Annotated in this window: 13 protein-coding genes and 1 riboswitch; of the genes, 10 read left to right on the forward strand and 3 right to left on the reverse strand. The window is 71.4% G+C overall.

Annotated elements, in window-relative coordinates; all coding sequences use genetic code 11:
• Positions 1-548: M50 family metallopeptidase (locus CCN42_RS04555; protein ID WP_086733182.1), on the reverse strand; the 548-nt coding region annotated here is incomplete at its 3' end.
• Positions 549-599: 51 nt separating this feature from the next.
• Between CCN42_RS04555 and CCN42_RS04560 the strand changes: the two genes are divergently transcribed.
• From CCN42_RS04560 to CCN42_RS04605, 10 genes are all read left to right on the forward strand, one after another.
• Positions 600-1,415: an SOS response-associated peptidase gene (locus tag CCN42_RS04560; protein WP_086733183.1), complete on the forward strand. Its 816-nt coding sequence runs from the start codon at positions 600-602 to the stop codon at positions 1,413-1,415.
• A 1-nt stretch (position 1,416) separates the two neighbouring features.
• Positions 1,417-2,046: an alpha/beta hydrolase family protein gene (locus tag CCN42_RS04565; protein WP_086733184.1), complete on the forward strand. Its 630-nt coding sequence runs from the start codon at positions 1,417-1,419 to the stop codon at positions 2,044-2,046.
• Positions 2,047-2,454: 408 nt separating this feature from the next.
• A complete protein-coding gene (locus CCN42_RS04570; RefSeq protein ID WP_043506901.1) occupies positions 2,455-3,153 on the forward strand; it encodes a sigma-70 family RNA polymerase sigma factor in 699 nt (232 codons plus the stop codon).
• Positions 3,150-3,452: a mycothiol system anti-sigma-R factor gene (gene rsrA / locus CCN42_RS04575; RefSeq protein ID WP_086168823.1), complete on the forward strand. Its 303-nt coding sequence runs from the start codon at positions 3,150-3,152 to the stop codon at positions 3,450-3,452. Before CCN42_RS04570 ends, rsrA begins: the two co-directional genes overlap by 4 nt.
• Positions 3,453-3,641: 189 nt before the next feature.
• Positions 3,642-4,949: an HD-GYP domain-containing protein gene (locus CCN42_RS04580; protein WP_086733185.1), complete on the forward strand. Its 1,308-nt coding sequence runs from the start codon at positions 3,642-3,644 to the stop codon at positions 4,947-4,949.
• A gap of 62 nt (positions 4,950-5,011) precedes the next feature.
• The gene (locus CCN42_RS04585) at positions 5,012-6,253 is read left to right on the forward strand and encodes an HD-GYP domain-containing protein (RefSeq protein ID WP_211294631.1); all 1,242 of its coding nucleotides are present in this window, start codon (positions 5,012-5,014) and stop codon (positions 6,251-6,253) included.
• Positions 6,254-6,368: 115 nt separating this feature from the next.
• Entirely contained in the window at positions 6,369-7,376 is a 1,008-nt protein-coding gene (locus CCN42_RS04590) for a tetratricopeptide repeat protein (RefSeq protein ID WP_086733186.1), read from the forward strand.
• 127 nt (positions 7,377-7,503) lie between these two features.
• A complete protein-coding gene (gene def / locus CCN42_RS04595; protein ID WP_086168827.1) occupies positions 7,504-8,154 on the forward strand; it encodes a peptide deformylase in 651 nt (216 codons plus the stop codon).
• A gap of 283 nt (positions 8,155-8,437) precedes the next feature.
• On the forward strand, positions 8,438-9,520 hold the full coding sequence (gene cyc1, locus CCN42_RS04600) for an epi-isozizaene synthase (RefSeq protein WP_422641218.1): 1,083 nt from the start codon (positions 8,438-8,440) through the stop codon (positions 9,518-9,520).
• A complete protein-coding gene (locus CCN42_RS04605) occupies positions 9,517-10,896 on the forward strand; it encodes a bifunctional albaflavenone monooxygenase/terpene synthase (RefSeq protein WP_086733187.1) in 1,380 nt (459 codons plus the stop codon). The genes cyc1 and CCN42_RS04605 overlap by 4 nt, the downstream gene beginning before the upstream one ends.
• Positions 10,897-10,943: 47 nt before the next feature.
• On the opposite strand, the gene CCN42_RS04610 is transcribed toward CCN42_RS04605, so the two are convergent.
• The gene (locus CCN42_RS04610; protein WP_086733188.1) at positions 10,944-11,957 is read right to left on the reverse strand and encodes a ribonucleotide-diphosphate reductase subunit beta; all 1,014 of its coding nucleotides are present in this window, start codon (positions 11,955-11,957) and stop codon (positions 10,944-10,946) included.
• Positions 11,957-14,323: a ribonucleoside-diphosphate reductase subunit alpha gene (locus CCN42_RS04615; RefSeq protein ID WP_086733189.1), complete on the reverse strand. Its 2,367-nt coding sequence runs from the start codon at positions 14,321-14,323 to the stop codon at positions 11,957-11,959. The genes CCN42_RS04610 and CCN42_RS04615 overlap by 1 nt, the downstream gene beginning before the upstream one ends.
• Positions 14,324-14,445: 122 nt before the next feature.
• Positions 14,446-14,569: riboswitch (cobalamin riboswitch) on the reverse strand.
• Positions 14,570-14,574: the final 5 nt, after the last annotated feature.

Raw genomic sequence — 14,574 nt, forward strand, 5'->3', positions numbered from 1 at the left:
GGGCGTACGCCCCCCAGCAGCAGGAACCACACCACCGCGTACGCGAACGCCGCCTGCACCTGGGGGCCGGCCAGCCAGGACACCAGCACGAACAGGCCGCCCGTCAGCACCACGGTCAGCGCGCCGTACGCGTTGCGGATCATCACCAGCATCGCCAGCAGCAGCGCCGTCGCCAGCCACAGCAGCGACGTGATGCGCCCGGAGCCGAGGAGCGCCGCCCCGCCGAGGCCCAGCAGCGGGGGCGCGGTGTAGCCCGCGGCGGCCGTGAGGATCATGCCGAGGCCGTACGGCTTGCCGCGGCTGACGGTGAGGCCGCTGGTGTCGGAGTGCAGCCGTATGCCGGTGAGGGTGCGGCCGGTGAGCAGGGCGACCAGACCGTGGCCGCCCTCGTGGGCGATGGTGATCGCGTTGCGGGACAGCCGCCACAGGCCGTGCGGGACGATCACGGCGAGCGCGGCGACCAGGGTGGCGATCACCACCCACAGGTCGGGCTCGGGCTGGGTGCCGACGAGTTCGTCCCAGAGGGAGGTCGCTGTGGTGCTGTCCATGATGGCCGGTGTGCTCCCTGTGGTCGGGCGGAGTCTGGCAGTGTGGCACGTATGTGCGGACGGTATGCAGCGAGTCGTAGGCCCGAGGATCTCGCCGGGATCTTCGAGGTCGAGAAGTGGGAGCCCGAGGAGACCCTGGCGCCCGACTACAACGTGGCGCCGACCAAAGAGGTCTACGCCGTTCTCGACCGCCCTCTGAAAGACGCGGACGACCCCCGTCCGGTTCGGCAGCTGCGCACGCTCAAGTGGGGGCTCGTGCCGTCCTGGGCCAAGACCCCCGAGGGCGGCGCCCGGATGATCAACGCCCGCGCGGAGACCGTGCACGAGAAGCCCGCCTTCCGCCGCGCCTTCACCGCCCGGCGCTGCATCGTCCCCGCCGACGGCTACTACGAGTGGGTCACCGGCAGGCAGGAGCGGGACCTGGAGGTTGAGGGGAAGAAGAAACGGCCCCGCAAGCAGCCGTACTTCGTGCTGCCGGCCGACGGCTCGGTCTTCGCGATGGCCGGGATCTACGAGTTCTGGCGGGACCGCACCCTCCCCGACGACCACCCGCGGGCCTGGTGGGTCACCTGCTCGGTGATCACCACCGAGGCGGAGACGGACCCGCTCGCCGTCGCCCCCGCCGACGGCCCGCACGCGCTCGCCGAGATCCACCCCCGGATGCCGCTGATGCTGACCCCGGACCGCTGGGACGCCTGGCTGGACCCGTCCCGCACCGACCCGGACGACCTGCGCGAGCTGCTGGCACCGCCCCCGGCCGGCCTGATGCGCGCCTACCCGGTGAGCACGGCCGTCAGCAATGTCCGCAACAACGGGCCGGAGCTGCTGAAGGAACTGGAGGGCCCCGAGGAGGGCACACTCTTCTGATGTGACGACCGAGATCATCAGCACGGACGCGGGCGACGCCCGCGTCACCTGGCACCCGGCGCGCAAGGCCCGGCTCGTCCTCGCCGTGAGCCATGGCGCGGGCGGCGGCATCGAGGCCCGCGACCTCCAGGCGCTGGCCGCCGCGCTGCCCGGGCACGGGATCACCGTCGCCCTGGTGGAGCAGCCCTGGCGGGTGGCCGGGAAGAAGATGGCGCCCGCGCCGAAGACGCTGGACACCGGGTGGCGGGGCGTCTGGCCCGCTCTCGCCGGACAGGGCCTGCCGGTTGTCGCGGGCGGGCGCAGCGCGGGTGCCCGAGTGGCCTGCCGCACCGCCGCCGAGCTGGGCGCGGCCGGAGTGCTGGCGCTCGCCTTCCCGCTGCACCCGCCGGGCAAGCCGGAGAAGTCCCGCGCCGAGGAACTGCTGGGCGCGGGGGCGCCCACGCTCGTCGTGCAGGGCGGCAACGACCCGTGGGGGAGGCCCGCGGAGTTCCCCGACGGCGACTTCGAGCTGATCGAGGTGGCGTACGCCGATCACGGCCTCGCCGTGCCCAAGCGGGCGCCGCTGGATCAGGCGGAGGCGCTGGCGATGGTCACGGACGCGGTCGTGAAGTGGGCCGGCTCGCTCGGGTAGGGCACTCGGACAAGGGCGCGGGCGCGGCACTCGGGCGCGGGCGGGGCGCTCCGGTGAGCGCTCGGGCCCTCGGGCAGGGAACTCGGGCACGGCTTCGGAAGGAGTCCGGGAATGCTCCGCCCGCGGCCGCTGTTGAGGCGGACAGAAGTGCTGACCACCAGCACAGAAGTGCTGACCACCAGCACCGACGCCGTAGGAGAGGAAGTCCGCCGCATGGGTTCGACCTTCTGCCCGAGCCGCAGCAGCCGTGCCGACCTGGACTGGACGGTGCTGCATGCGGCCAAGACCGCCCCGATCCGGGCGGCGGGCGGACCGGATCGACAGGCGTCCCCGACCGTGGGTCGTCTATCCTCCGAAACGAGTGGGACCGGTTTGGGTCCCGTCCGGAACTTTCGGAGCTTTGAGGAGGTGGGTCCGGTCAGCGGTACCGACGCAGGGACCGACAACGGCCAGGCGGAGCTGCCCGAGGGCCAGGGCATCAGCGCGGACACGAACGCGGAGACCACCGCCGAGCGCAGCGCGCGCTTCGAGCGGGACGCGCTCGAATTCCTCGACCAGATGTACTCGGCCGCACTGCGCATGACGCGCAACCCGGCCGACGCCGAGGACCTGGTGCAGGAGACGTATGCCAAGGCGTACGCGTCCTTCCACCAGTTCCGCGAGGGCACCAACCTGAAGGCGTGGCTGTACCGGATCCTCACCAACACCTTCATCAACTCCTACCGCAAGAAGCAGCGGGAACCGCAGCGCAGCGCGGCCGAGGAGATCGAGGACTGGCAGCTCGCCCGTGCCGAGTCGCACATGTCGACGGGTCTGCGCTCCGCGGAGTCGCAGGCGCTCGACCACCTGCCCGACTCGGACGTGAAGGCAGCGCTCCAGGCGATCCCCGAGGAGTTCCGCATCGCCGTGTACCTGGCCGACGTAGAGGGCTTTGCGTACAAGGAGATCGCGGACATCATGGGGACACCCATCGGAACGGTGATGTCCCGGCTGCACCGGGGCCGCCGTCAACTGCGCGGCATGCTCGAGGACTACGCCCGCGAGCGCGGGCTGGTCCCGGCCGGCGCCGGAGAGTCGTCGAACGAAGCGAAAGGCTCGGGCTCATGAGCTGCGGAGAGCCGCACGAGACGGACTGCAGTGAGGTCCTGGACCACCTGTACGAGTTCCTCGACAGCGAGATGCCGCCCCTCGACCGGGACAAGTTCCAGCACCACTTCGAGGAGTGCTCTCCCTGCCTGGAGAAGTACGGGCTGGAGCAGGCAGTGAAGAAGCTGGTCAAGCGGTGCTGCGGGCACGACGAGGTGCCGACCGACCTGCGCGCCAAGGTCATGGGGCGGATCGAGCTGATCCGCTCCGGGCAGACCGTGCCCGAGCACGATGTGACGGCGACACCGCAGGACTCCTGAGCCTCGCCCCGTCCCGAGGGACCCCCCGCGCCGTCCCGAGGAACCCCGCACCGGTCCGCGTGGCACCCGGCGCGCGCCATCGCCGTCACCCGAACGTGCTAATCGGCCGACCATCGGTCCGCACCTTTCCCCCGGCCGTCCTAGGCTCCGAGCCAGGACGGCACGGACGGGGGCTGGGAGGGCGTCGGCATGGAGGCGGTTCCGGCTCGGGCACGGGTGTACGTCGCCGGTGTCGCCCTCGGCGCGCTGAGCTGTCTGGAACCGCTGTCCACGGGCCGCGCGCCCTGGTGGGCGATCGCGCTGCTGGCGGTGTTGCACGCCTGCGGTGAGCGGATCACCGGCCGTGGATCCCCCGGCACGTGCCACCCCGTACTGCTGGCCGGTGCCTTCCTGCTGTCGCCGCCCGCCGCCGCGCTGGTCGCGGTGCCGGGGGCGCTGCTGTCCCGGGTCGAACAGCGGCCCGTGCTGCTGCGCCGCGTCTGGCGGGCGGCCGAGCTGGTCCTCGCCGTCTGGGCCGCAGCCCGGGTGTTCCGGGCGCTGGGCGGGCCGGACGCGGTCGGGGCCGCCGACTTCCCGTACGCGCTGCTGCCCGCCGCGGCCGCGGTGCCGGTCTTCTGCGCGGTGCTCGCCTTCCTCGACGGCAGTGTCCTGGTGCTCGCCGAGCATGTGCCGCCCCGCCGGGCCTGGCGCGGGCTGTTCGCGCGCTCGCTCGCCCCGCTGGCCGTGCACGGGCTGGCCGGGCTGATGATGGCCGTGCTGTGGCGCAGCCCCTACGGGCCGGCCGCCGCGCTGCTGGTGCTGCTGCCGATGTGCGTCGCCTGGTGGGCCTTCGCCCAGTACCACCGGGAGCAGGCCGCCCACCAGGCCACCATCCGGGCCCTCGTACAGGCCGTCGACATCAAGGACGGCTACACCCGCGGCCACGGCGAGCGGGTCGGGCAGGCCTCGATGATGATCGCCCGCGAGCTGGGCATGGACGACGAGCGCGTCGAGGTCCTGCGGTTCGCGGGCATCCTGCACGACGTGGGCAAGCTCGGCGTCCCCACCCGGCTGCTGCGCAAGGACGGGCCGCTGACCCCCGAGGAGCGGCGGATCATCGAACTGCACCCGGAGTACGGGCACGAGATGGTGCGGGGCATCTCCTTCCTCGGCGAGGCCCGGGCCGCCGTGCTCCACCACCACGAGCGGATGGACGGCAGCGGCTACCCCTACGGGCTCGTCGGCAGCCAGATCCCCGAGTCCGCGCGGGTCGTCGCCGTCGCCGACGCCTTCGACGCCATGACCTCCACCCGGTCCTACCGGCGGGCCCGCCCGGTGCCGGCGGCGCTCGCGGAACTGGAGCGGTGCGCCGGGTCGCAGTTCGACCCCCGGATGGTCAAGGCGCTGGTCCAGGCCCTGGGCAAGTACGGCTGGCATCCCGCGGTGACCGCCGACGAGGTCCCGGCGCCCCGGCCTCCCGCTGCGTCCCTGCCCGGCCGGCAAAGGGCCCACCGGTGACGCCCGACGTGCCGGGAGGCGGACCGCCGGTGGCACCCGCCCTGCCGGGAGGCGGGCCCCGGGTGACACCCGCCCTGCCGCGCGTCCTGATCCACACCTGCGCCGCGCTGCTCGCCGCCGTCTCGCTCGCCGTCACGCTGCACTCCGGACTCGCCCAGCGCGGCGTCGCACTGGCGTTCGGCGCCTTGGTCGTGCTCGGTGAACTGACCAGGTGGACCGGGCCCGACCGGGTCCGCGAGGCGGCCCCGCTCGGTGCCGCGGGCGCGCTGTCGTACGCGCTGCTCGGCGAGCACGCCGGACGGCCCACCGGCCACGGCACCGCCCAGGTCGTCACGGTCGTCCTCACCGCCTCGCTGCTCGGCTCCGTCCCGCACCTCGCCCGCGGCCGGGGGCCGACCCACGACGACCTGGCCCGCCGCGTGCTCACCGCGGGCTTCGCCGCCGCCTGCTTCCAACCGCTCTACAACCGAGGCGTGTTCGACGGCTGGATCGGACCCGCCTACGCGCTGCTGCTGCTCGCGCTGCTCATCCTCACCGCGCTGTGCGACGCCGTGCTCGCCGCCGCGCTGGCCCACGCCCGCACCGGCTGGCCGTTCGGCCCGCTGCTCCGCGACGAGCTGCGGGCCATGCCCGGCGTCGGCTCCGCGGTGTGCGCCACCGGGGCCGTGATCGCGCTCGCCGTCGCGGTCGCCGGGCTGTGGGCGCTGCCGGTGTTCTGTGTGCCGCTGCTGCTCACCCAGGTCTCGCTGCGCCGGTACGCCGCCGTGCGCGCCACCTACCGGCAGACCATCGCCTCCCTTGCCCGCGCCACCGAGATCGCCGGCTACACCCCGGCCGGGCACGCCCGCCGGGTCGCCGCCCTCAGCCGCGCCGTCGGCCGGGACCTGGGCCTGTCCGGGCCCGAGCTGGCCGTGCTGGAGTACGCGGCGCTGATGCACGACATCGGGCAGCTCAGCCTGGTCGACCCGGTGCCGGCCGGGGCCACCGCCGTGCTGCCCGCCGCCGAGCAGCGCCGCATCGCGCTGCTCGGCGGGGCCGTCGTGCGGCAGACCGGGGGCAGCACGCAGGTCGCCGAGATCGTGGAGCGGCAGGCCGACCCGTGCGCGGAGCAGCCGCTCGCCGCGCGGATCGTGCGCGTGGTCAACGCCTACGAGGAGAAGGCCCGGGACGCCGGGCCCGGCGGACCCCTCACGGCCCTGGAGGAGCTGCGCCTCGCGACGGCGGGGGAGTACGCGCCGGAGGTGGTGGAAGCGCTCGCCCGGGTACTGTCCAGGGACGGTCTGACCCTGCCCATGAGTGGGTAACCCATGGGTAATGAGCGCCCCTGAAGGCGTACGTGGTTGGATGCGAAGGAGAGGGAGTCCGAGAGGCTGTCCGGGGGCACAGCCGGCCCACTCCACGGAACGGCAGGCGGGAATCGTGAGGATCTTCGGCAAGGGACGGCACCGGCCCTCCGCCTCCTGGCGGCAGGCCACCGACCGCGCGTTCACACTGATCGGCGACGGTCGGTACGAGGACGCGGGGGCGTTGCTGACACGGGCCGCCGACCTGGAACCCTGGCTGTCGGAGTCCTGGTTCAACCTCGCCCTGCTGCACAAGTTCCGGCACGACTGGGAGCAGGCCCGGGCCGCGGGCCTCAGGGCCGTCGCGCTGCTGGACCGGGAGACCGGGGCGCCCGACTGGTGGAACGTCGGGATCGCCGCCACCGCGCTCCAGGACTGGCCGCTGGCCCGGCGCGCCTGGCAGGCGTACGGGCTGCACGTGCCGGGGGGCAGCTCCCGGCCGAAGGCCGGGGGAGGCGCCACGGCCGCCGGCGAGCCCGTCGGCATGGATTTGGGCAGCGCGGCCGTACGGCTGTCGCCGGAGGGCGAGGCCGAGGTGGTGTGGGGGCGGCGGCTCGACCCCGCCCGGATAGAGGTGCTGTCCATCCCGCTGCCGTCGTCCGGGCGGCGCTGGGGCGAGGTCGTCCTGCACGACGGGGTGCCGCACGGGGAGCGGACCACGGCCGCGGGCCACTCCTATCCGGTCTTCGACGAGATCGAGCTGTGGGCGCCCTCGCCGGTCCCGACCTGGGTCGTGCTGCTGGAGGCGGCCACCGAGTCGGACCGGGACGCGCTGGAGCAACTGGCCGCGGAGGCCGGGTTCGCCGCGGAGGACTGGTCGTCGTCGGTGCGGCTGCTGTGCCGGATGTGCTCGGAGTCACGCATGCCGGCGGACGAGGGGGACGGGGAGCACCTGGATCCCCACGACCACAGCGAGCCCGGGCATCCGGGGCCGCTCGGGCATCGGACCGACGGACAGCTGTGGGTACCGGAGCGGGAGTGCGGCGTCGCCGCCCCGGCCTCCCTGGTACGGGGGCTGCTGGACGGGTGGGTCGCCGACAGCCCGGATTCGCGGGACTGGCGGGATCTCGAAGAAGTGTGCTGACGCCGCTGCCGGGGTGCGGGCCGTCCCGGGGCGATCGCGCAGTTCCCCGCGCCGCCGAGAGGCGCGTTGCCCGTACCCTGTAGTCGCATCGAACCCCTTGGTTTTTCTAGGAAGGCATACGTCGGTCATGGCGCAGCAGGACACCGATCAGCAGCACGTGGGCGTGCTCCCCGTGGACGACGAGGGCTTCGTCATCGACACGGAGGACTGCGAGGAGCGCGAGCAGGCGTACCGCGAGCGCGGCACCTCCCGGCCGATCACCGTCGTCGGTAACCCGGTGCTCCACAAGGAGTGCCAGGACGTCACCGAGTTCGACGACGAGCTGCGCAAGCTGGTCGACGACATGTTCGCCTCGCAGCGCACCGCCGAGGGCGTGGGCCTGGCCGCCAACCAGATCGGCGTGGACCGGAAGGTCTTCGTCTACGACTGCCCGGACGACGAGGGCGTGCGGCACGTCGGTGTGGTCTGCAACCCGAAACTGGTCGAGCTGCCCGCGGAGAAGCGCCGCCTGGACGACAGCAACGAGGGCTGTCTGTCGGTGCCGACCGCGTACATGCCGCTGGCCCGGCCCGACTACGCCGAGGTGACCGGGCAGGACGAGCACGGCAACCCGATCAAGGTGCGCGGCACCGGGTACTTCGCTCGGTGTTTGCAGCACGAGACCGACCACCTGTACGGCTACCTGTACATCGACCGGCTCTCCAAGCGGGACCGCAAGGACGCGCTGCGGCAGATGGCCGAGAACGAGCCCCGCTACCCCGTCGTCCCCAACGACTGAGGTCCACCCGCCCTTCGGGCATGTTTCGCACGGCGTCCGGCCAGGTTTCGTTTCCTGACCGGACGCCGTTCGTCTGTGCGTCGTACGTTCGCATCTCATCGCTTGCGAAGAGATCCAGAATCAGTCACGCATGAGGGGTGTCTCGGCAGTATGGCGTAGTGAGTGAAGCAAATCCGTTCCCAGACGGGTCAGTTGTAGTGCTGAATGGGATGTGCGGGGATACGCAACGGCGCACGCTCGGCACAACGGGAGGGGCGTGTGCCGACCGGCGGCTGAGAGGGGTTTGTTCGTGCCTTTCCCACACAGCACCACCGCGACCGCGGTCGCCGTTCCACCGTCGCTCGCACTACCGGTGATCGAGGCGGCGTTTCCAAGGCAATCGCATCCGTATTGGCCCAGGCTCCAGGAGAAGACCCGTAGCTGGTTGCTGGAAAAGCGGCTCATGTCGGCGGAGCAGGTGGAGGAACATGCCGACGGCCTCTGCTACACCGACCTCATGGCGGGGTACTACCTCGGCGCCCCGGACGAGGTCATGCAGGCCATCGGGGACTACAGCGCGTGGTTCTTCGTCTGGGACGACCGCCACGACCGGGACATCGTCCACCGCCGCCCCCTGGCCTGGGACCGGCTGCGCACCAGACTGCACACGGCACTGGACCGGCCCCAGGAGCACCTGCGGCACGAGGACCCTGTCGTGGCGGGCCTCGCCGACAGCGTGCTGCGGCTCTACCGGTTCCTGCCGGACACCTGGAACGCGCGGTTCGCCCGGCACTTCCACACGGTGATCGAGGCGTACGACCGGGAATTCCGTAATCGCATCGAAGGGTATGTGCCCGCCGTCCAGGAATACCTGGACCTACGCCGTCTCACCTTCGCCCACTGGATATGGACCGATCTGCTGGAACCGAGTGCGGGAATCGAACTCCCGGAATCCGTGAGGAAACACCCGGCATATCGCCGGGCGGCGCTGCTGAGCCAGGAATTCGCCGCCTGGTACAACGACCTCTGTTCCCTGCCCAAGGAGATCGCGGGCGACGAGGTCCATAATCTCGGCATCAGTCTCATCGCCCATGAGGGGCTCACACTCGAAGAAGCGGTCGCCGAAGTCCGGCGCCGGGTCGAGACGTGCATCACCGATTTCCTCGTCGCCGAACGGGACGCGCTGCGGTTCGCCGACGGCCTGGCCGACGGCACGGTGCGGGGAAAGGAACTGAGCCTCGCCGTGCGGGCCTGCCTCGCGAATATGCGGAACTGGTTCAGCTCCGTCTACTGGTTCCACCACGAGTCCGGCCGGTACCGGGTCGACAGCTGGGACGACCGGTCCACGCCCCCGTACGTCAACAACGAAGCGGCAGGTGAGAAATGACCGTCGAGTCCGTGAAGCCCGCAGCCCCCGGAGGGGCCCAGGCGCCGGCGCTGCGCGAACCGCCCCTCGCCGGAGGCGCCGTACCGCTCCTCGGCCACGGTCTGAAGCTGGTCCGGGATCCGCTGGCGTTCATGTCCCGGCTCCGGGAGCACGGCGACGTCGTACGGCTGAGGCTCGGCCCCAAGACGGTGTACGCGGTCACCACCCCCGCGCTGACCGGAGCCCTCGCGCTGAGCCCCGACTTCAAGATCGACGGTCCGCTCTGGGAGTCCCTGGAAGGCCTGCTCGGCAAGGAGGGCGTGGCCACCGCCAACGGCCCTCGCCACCGTCGCCAGCGGCGCACCATCCAGCCCGCCTTCCGGCTGGACGCCATCCCCGCGTACGGGCCGATCATGGAGGAGGAGGCGCATGCGCTCACCACCCGCTGGCGGCCCGGCGAGATCGTCGACTGCACCTCGGAGTCGTTCCGGGTGGCCGTGCGGATCGCGGCCCGCTGCCTGCTGCGCGGCGAGTACATGGACGAGCGCGCCGAGCGGCTGTGCAACGCGCTCGCGGTCGTCTTCCAGGGCATGTACCGGCGGATGGTGGTCCCGCTCGGCCCGCTGTACCGGCTGCCGCTGCCGGCCAACCGTGAATTCAACCGGGCGTTGGCCGATTTGCATCTCCTCGTGGACGAGATCATCGCCGAGCGCCGGGCGTCCGGTCAAAAGCCGGACGATTTGCTGACGGCATTGCTGGAGGCAAAGGACGAGAATGGTGAGCCCATCGGGGAGCAGGAGATCCACGACCAAGTGGTCGCGATACTCACCCCCGGAAGCGAAACCGTGGCTTCCACGATCATGTGGCTGCTCCAGGTGCTCGCGGAACATCCGGAACACGCGGACAAGATCCGAGAAGAGGTTGAGTCCGTAACGGGTGGCCGCCCGGTGGCATTCGAGGACGTCCGCAAGCTCCGGCACACCAACAATGTCGTCGTCGAGGCGATGCGTTTGCGCCCGGCCGTCTGGATATTGACCCGGCGGGCGGTCACCGACACCTCGCTCGGTGACTATCGCATTCCCGCCGGGGCCGACATCGTGTACAGCCCGTACGCGATCCAGCGCGATCCGCACTCATACCCGGAGCACCTCGACTTCGACCCGGACCGCTGGCTTCCGGAACGCGCCAAGGAGGTGCCGAAATATGCCATGAGCCCCTTCAGTGTGGGTAATCGGAAGTGCCCGAGCGACCACTTCTCGATGGCTCAACTGACGCTCATCACGGCTGCGGTGGCGACGAAGTACCGCTTCGAGCAGGTGCCCGGATCCGACGACGCCACCCGCGTGGGCATCACGCTCCGTCCGCAGCGGCTGCTGCTGAGGCCCGTGCTCCGGTGACGGACCAGGGGCCGGGGCCGGCCCCGGGCCGGCCCCGACCGCGGGACTCAGAAGTCCTCGTCGAGGTCCACCGTGCCCTCGACCGCCACCTGGTACGCCGACGGGCGCCGCTCGAAGAAGTTGGTCAGCTCCTGGACACCCTGCAGCTCCATGAAGGAGAAGGGGTTCTCCGAGCCGTACACCGGGGCGAAGCCGAGGCGGGTGAGCCGCTGGTCGGCGACGCACTCCAGGTACTGCCGCATCGACTCGGTGTTCATACCCGGCAGGCCGTCCCCGCACAGGTCACGGGCGAACTGCAGCTCGGCCTCGACGGCCTCCCGCAGCATGTCCGTCACCTGCTGCCGCAGCTGTTCGTCGAAGAGGTCCGGCTCCTCCTTGCGGACGGTGTCGACCACGTCGAACGCGAAGCTCATGTGCATCGTCTCGTCGCGGAACACCCAGTTGGTGCCGGTGGCCAGACCGTGCAGCAGGCCGCGGCTGCGGAACCAGTAGACGTAGGCGAAGGCGCCGTAGAAGAACAGGCCCTCGATGCAGGCGGCGAAGCAGATCAGGTTGAGCAGGAAGCGGCGGCGGTCGGACTTGCTCTCCAGCCGGTCGAGCTTCTCCACCGAGTCCATCCACTTGAAGCAGAACTCCGCCTTCTCCCGGATGGACGGGATGTTCTCCACGGCCGCGAAGGCCGCCGCCCGGTCGTCCGGGTCGGGGAGGTAGGTGTCCAGCAGCGTCAGATAGAACTGGACGTGCACGGCCTCCTCGAACAGCTGGCGCGACAGGTACAGGCGCGCCTCGGGGGAGTTGATGTGCTTGTAGAGGGTCAGCACCAGGTTGTTCGCCACGATCGAGTCGCCCGTCGCGAAGAACGCGACCAGGCGGCCGATGAGGTGCTGCTCGGCGGGGGTCAGCTTGGCGAGGTCGGTGACGTCCGAGTGGAGGTCGACCTCCTCCACGGTCCAGGTGTTCTTGATGGCGTCCCGGTAGCGCTCGTAGAAGTCCGGGTAGCGCATGGGGCGCAGGGTCAGTTCGAAACCCGGGTCGAGCAGGTTCTGGTTTCGGGTGGACATCACTGGCAGGCCTCGCAGGACTCGGGGTTTTCCAGGGAGCAGGCGACCGCTTCGGGGTCGGGGCCGGCCTGCACGGGGACGGTGGCCTGCGCCTGGGCGGCGCGGGCGATGCGCGTCGCGGGGCGCGAGCGCAGGTAGTACGTCGTCTTCAGCCCGGACTTCCAGGCGTACGCGTACATCGAGGAGAGCTTGCCGATGGTCGGCGTCTCCAGGAAGAGGTTCAGGGACTGCGCCTGGTCCAGGAACGGGGTGCGGGCCGCGGCCATGTCGATCAGGCCGCGCTGCGGGATCTCCCACGCCGTGCGGTACAGCCGCCGCACCTCCTCGGGGATCCACGCGAAGTCCTGCACCGAGCCGTTCGAGTCGCGCAGCGCCTCACGGGTGCGGGCGTCCCAGACGCCGAGCCGCTTCAGATCCGCGACCAGGTAGGAGTTGACCTGGAGGAACTCGCCGGACAGCGTCTCGCGCTTGAACAGGTTGGACACCTGCGGCTCGATGCACTCGTACGCGCCCGCGATGGAGGCGATGGTCGCGGTGGGCGCGATGGCCAGGAGGAGCGAGTTGCGCAGGCCGACCGACGCGATCCGCTCGCGCAGCGCCGCCCAGCGCTCCGGCCAGGTCAGCTCCACGTCGTAGTGGTCGGGGTGCAGCACACCACGGGCGGTGCGGGTCTTCTCCCAGGCGGGCAGCGGGCCGTTGCGCTCCGCCAGGTCGGCGGAGGCCTCGTACGCGGCGAGCATGATCCGCTCGGCGATCCGCGTCGACAGGGCCTTGGCCTCCGGCGAGTCGAAGGGCAGCCGCAGCTTGAAGAAGACGTCCTGCAGACCCATCGCACCGAGGCCGACGGGGCGCCACTTGGCGTTGGAGCGGCCCGCCTGCTCGGTCGGGTAGAAGTTGATGTCGACGACGCGGTCCAGGAAGGTGACGGCCGTGCGGACGGTCTCGTCCAGGCGCTCCCAGTCGAGGTCGCCGGTCGCCGGGTCGGCGAAGGCACCCAGGTTCACCGAGCCCAGGTTGCACACCGCGGTCTCGCCGTCGTCGGTGACCTCCAGGATCTCGGTGCAGAGGTTGGAGGAGTGGATGACGTGGCCCGGCTCGGCGGTCTGGTTGGCCGTGCGGTTCGCGGCGTCCTTGAAGGTCATCCAGCCGTTGCCGGTCTGCGCGAGGGTGCGCATCATCCGGCCGTACAGATCGCGGGCGGGGATGGTCTTCCGGGCGAGACCCGCCGCCTCGGCCTCGCGGTAGGCCGCGTCGAACTCCTCGCCCCACAGGTCGACCAGCTGCGGCACGTCGGCGGGGGAGAAGAGCGACCACTGCTCGTCGGCGTTCACCCGGCGCATGAACTCGTCCGGCACCCAGTGCGCGAGGTTGAGGTTGTGGGTGCGGCGGGCGTCCTCGCCGGTGTTGTCGCGCAGCTCCAGGAACTCCTCGATGTCGGAGTGCCAGGTCTCCAGGTAGACCGCTGCGGCGCCCTTGCGCCGGCCGCCCTGGTTCACCGCGGCGACCGAGGCGTCGAGGGTCTTCAGGAACGGGACGATGCCGTTGGAGTGGCCGTTGGTGCCGCGGATCAGGGAGCCGCGCGAGCGGATGCGGCTGTAGGACAGGCCGATGCCGCCGGCGTGCTTCGACAGGCGGGCGACCTGGTGGTAGCGGTCGTAGATGGAGTCCAGCTCGTCCTTGGGGGAGTCCAGGAGATAGCAGGACGACATCTGGGGGTGCCGGGTGCCGGAGTTGAAGAGGGTGGGGGAGGAGGGCAGGTAGTCGAGGCGGCTCATGAGCCCGTAGAGCGCCGCGACCTCCGTCAGCGCGTGGGTGGTGTCGTCCTCGGCGAGACCGGCGGCGACCCGCAGCAGGAAGTGCTGGGGGGTCTCGATCACCTTCCGGGTGAGGGGGTGGCGCAGCAGGTAGCGGCTGTGCAGGGTGCGCAGGCCGAAGTAGCCGAAGCGGTCGTCGGCGGCGCGGTCGACGAGGGCGTCCAGGCGCTCGGCGTGCAGCCGGACGAACGCGGCGGTACGGTCCGCGATCAGGCCCTCGCGGTGGCCGACGGCGACGGACTCGGTGAAGGAGGTGACCCCCTGTGAGGCGGCCTCGGCGGCGATGCCGATCGCCAGCAGCCGGGCGGCCAGCTTGCTGTAGGCGGGGTCCTCGGAGATGAGGCCGGCGGCGGCCTCCGTGGCCAGTTCCCGCAGCTCCGCCTCGTCCGCGTGCGCGGACCGGCCGCGCAGCGCGGCGGCGGCGACCCGGCCGGGGTCGGCGTAGGGGAGGTCGGCGGTCAGCTCGGTCAGGGTCCGCAGCAGTGCGGCGCCGGGACCGTCGTCGTGGGACGGGACCGCTGCTGAGGCCGGATCGGCGGGCGCGATGGTCACGTGGGGCTCTCCCTCGCTCGGCAAGGGGCCTCACCGAGGGCAGGGGGCAGCTCACGAGCGCGCGCGGCGTCGCGTCCACCGGCCCATTCCGCGAGGCCCGGACGTCAGGCACACCGGCCGGACGGCCGGGTGCACTGTCGGCAGGTCCTCGGACTGAACAGGCGTGCGGATGCACGCAAGTACACCGTTGCGGGACAGTTCCGGATTCGCACCGGATTCCCCTGCGGCGACAGCGAGCATGAGCATACATC

This window comes from Streptomyces glaucescens, assembly GCF_002154375.1.
Taxonomy (GTDB): domain Bacteria; phylum Actinomycetota; class Actinomycetes; order Streptomycetales; family Streptomycetaceae; genus Streptomyces; species Streptomyces glaucescens.

Bases quoted from the DNA above. Each gene is read 5' to 3' on its own strand.
- CCN42_RS04560 (WP_086733183.1), top strand. From the start codon at position 600: ATGTGCGGACGGTATGCAGCGAGTCGTAGGCCCGAGGATCTCGCCGGG.
- rsrA (WP_086168823.1), top strand. From the start codon at position 3,150: ATGAGCTGCGGAGAGCCGCACGAGACGGACTGCAGTGAGGTCCTGGAC.
- CCN42_RS04580 (WP_086733185.1), top strand. From the start codon at position 3,642: ATGGAGGCGGTTCCGGCTCGGGCACGGGTGTACGTCGCCGGTGTCGCC.
- def (WP_086168827.1), top strand. From the start codon at position 7,504: ATGGCGCAGCAGGACACCGATCAGCAGCACGTGGGCGTGCTCCCCGTG.
- CCN42_RS04605 (WP_086733187.1), top strand. From the start codon at position 9,517: ATGACCGTCGAGTCCGTGAAGCCCGCAGCCCCCGGAGGGGCCCAGGCG.
- CCN42_RS04610 (WP_086733188.1), bottom strand. From the start codon at position 11,957: ATGTCCACCCGAAACCAGAACCTGCTCGACCCGGGTTTCGAACTGACC.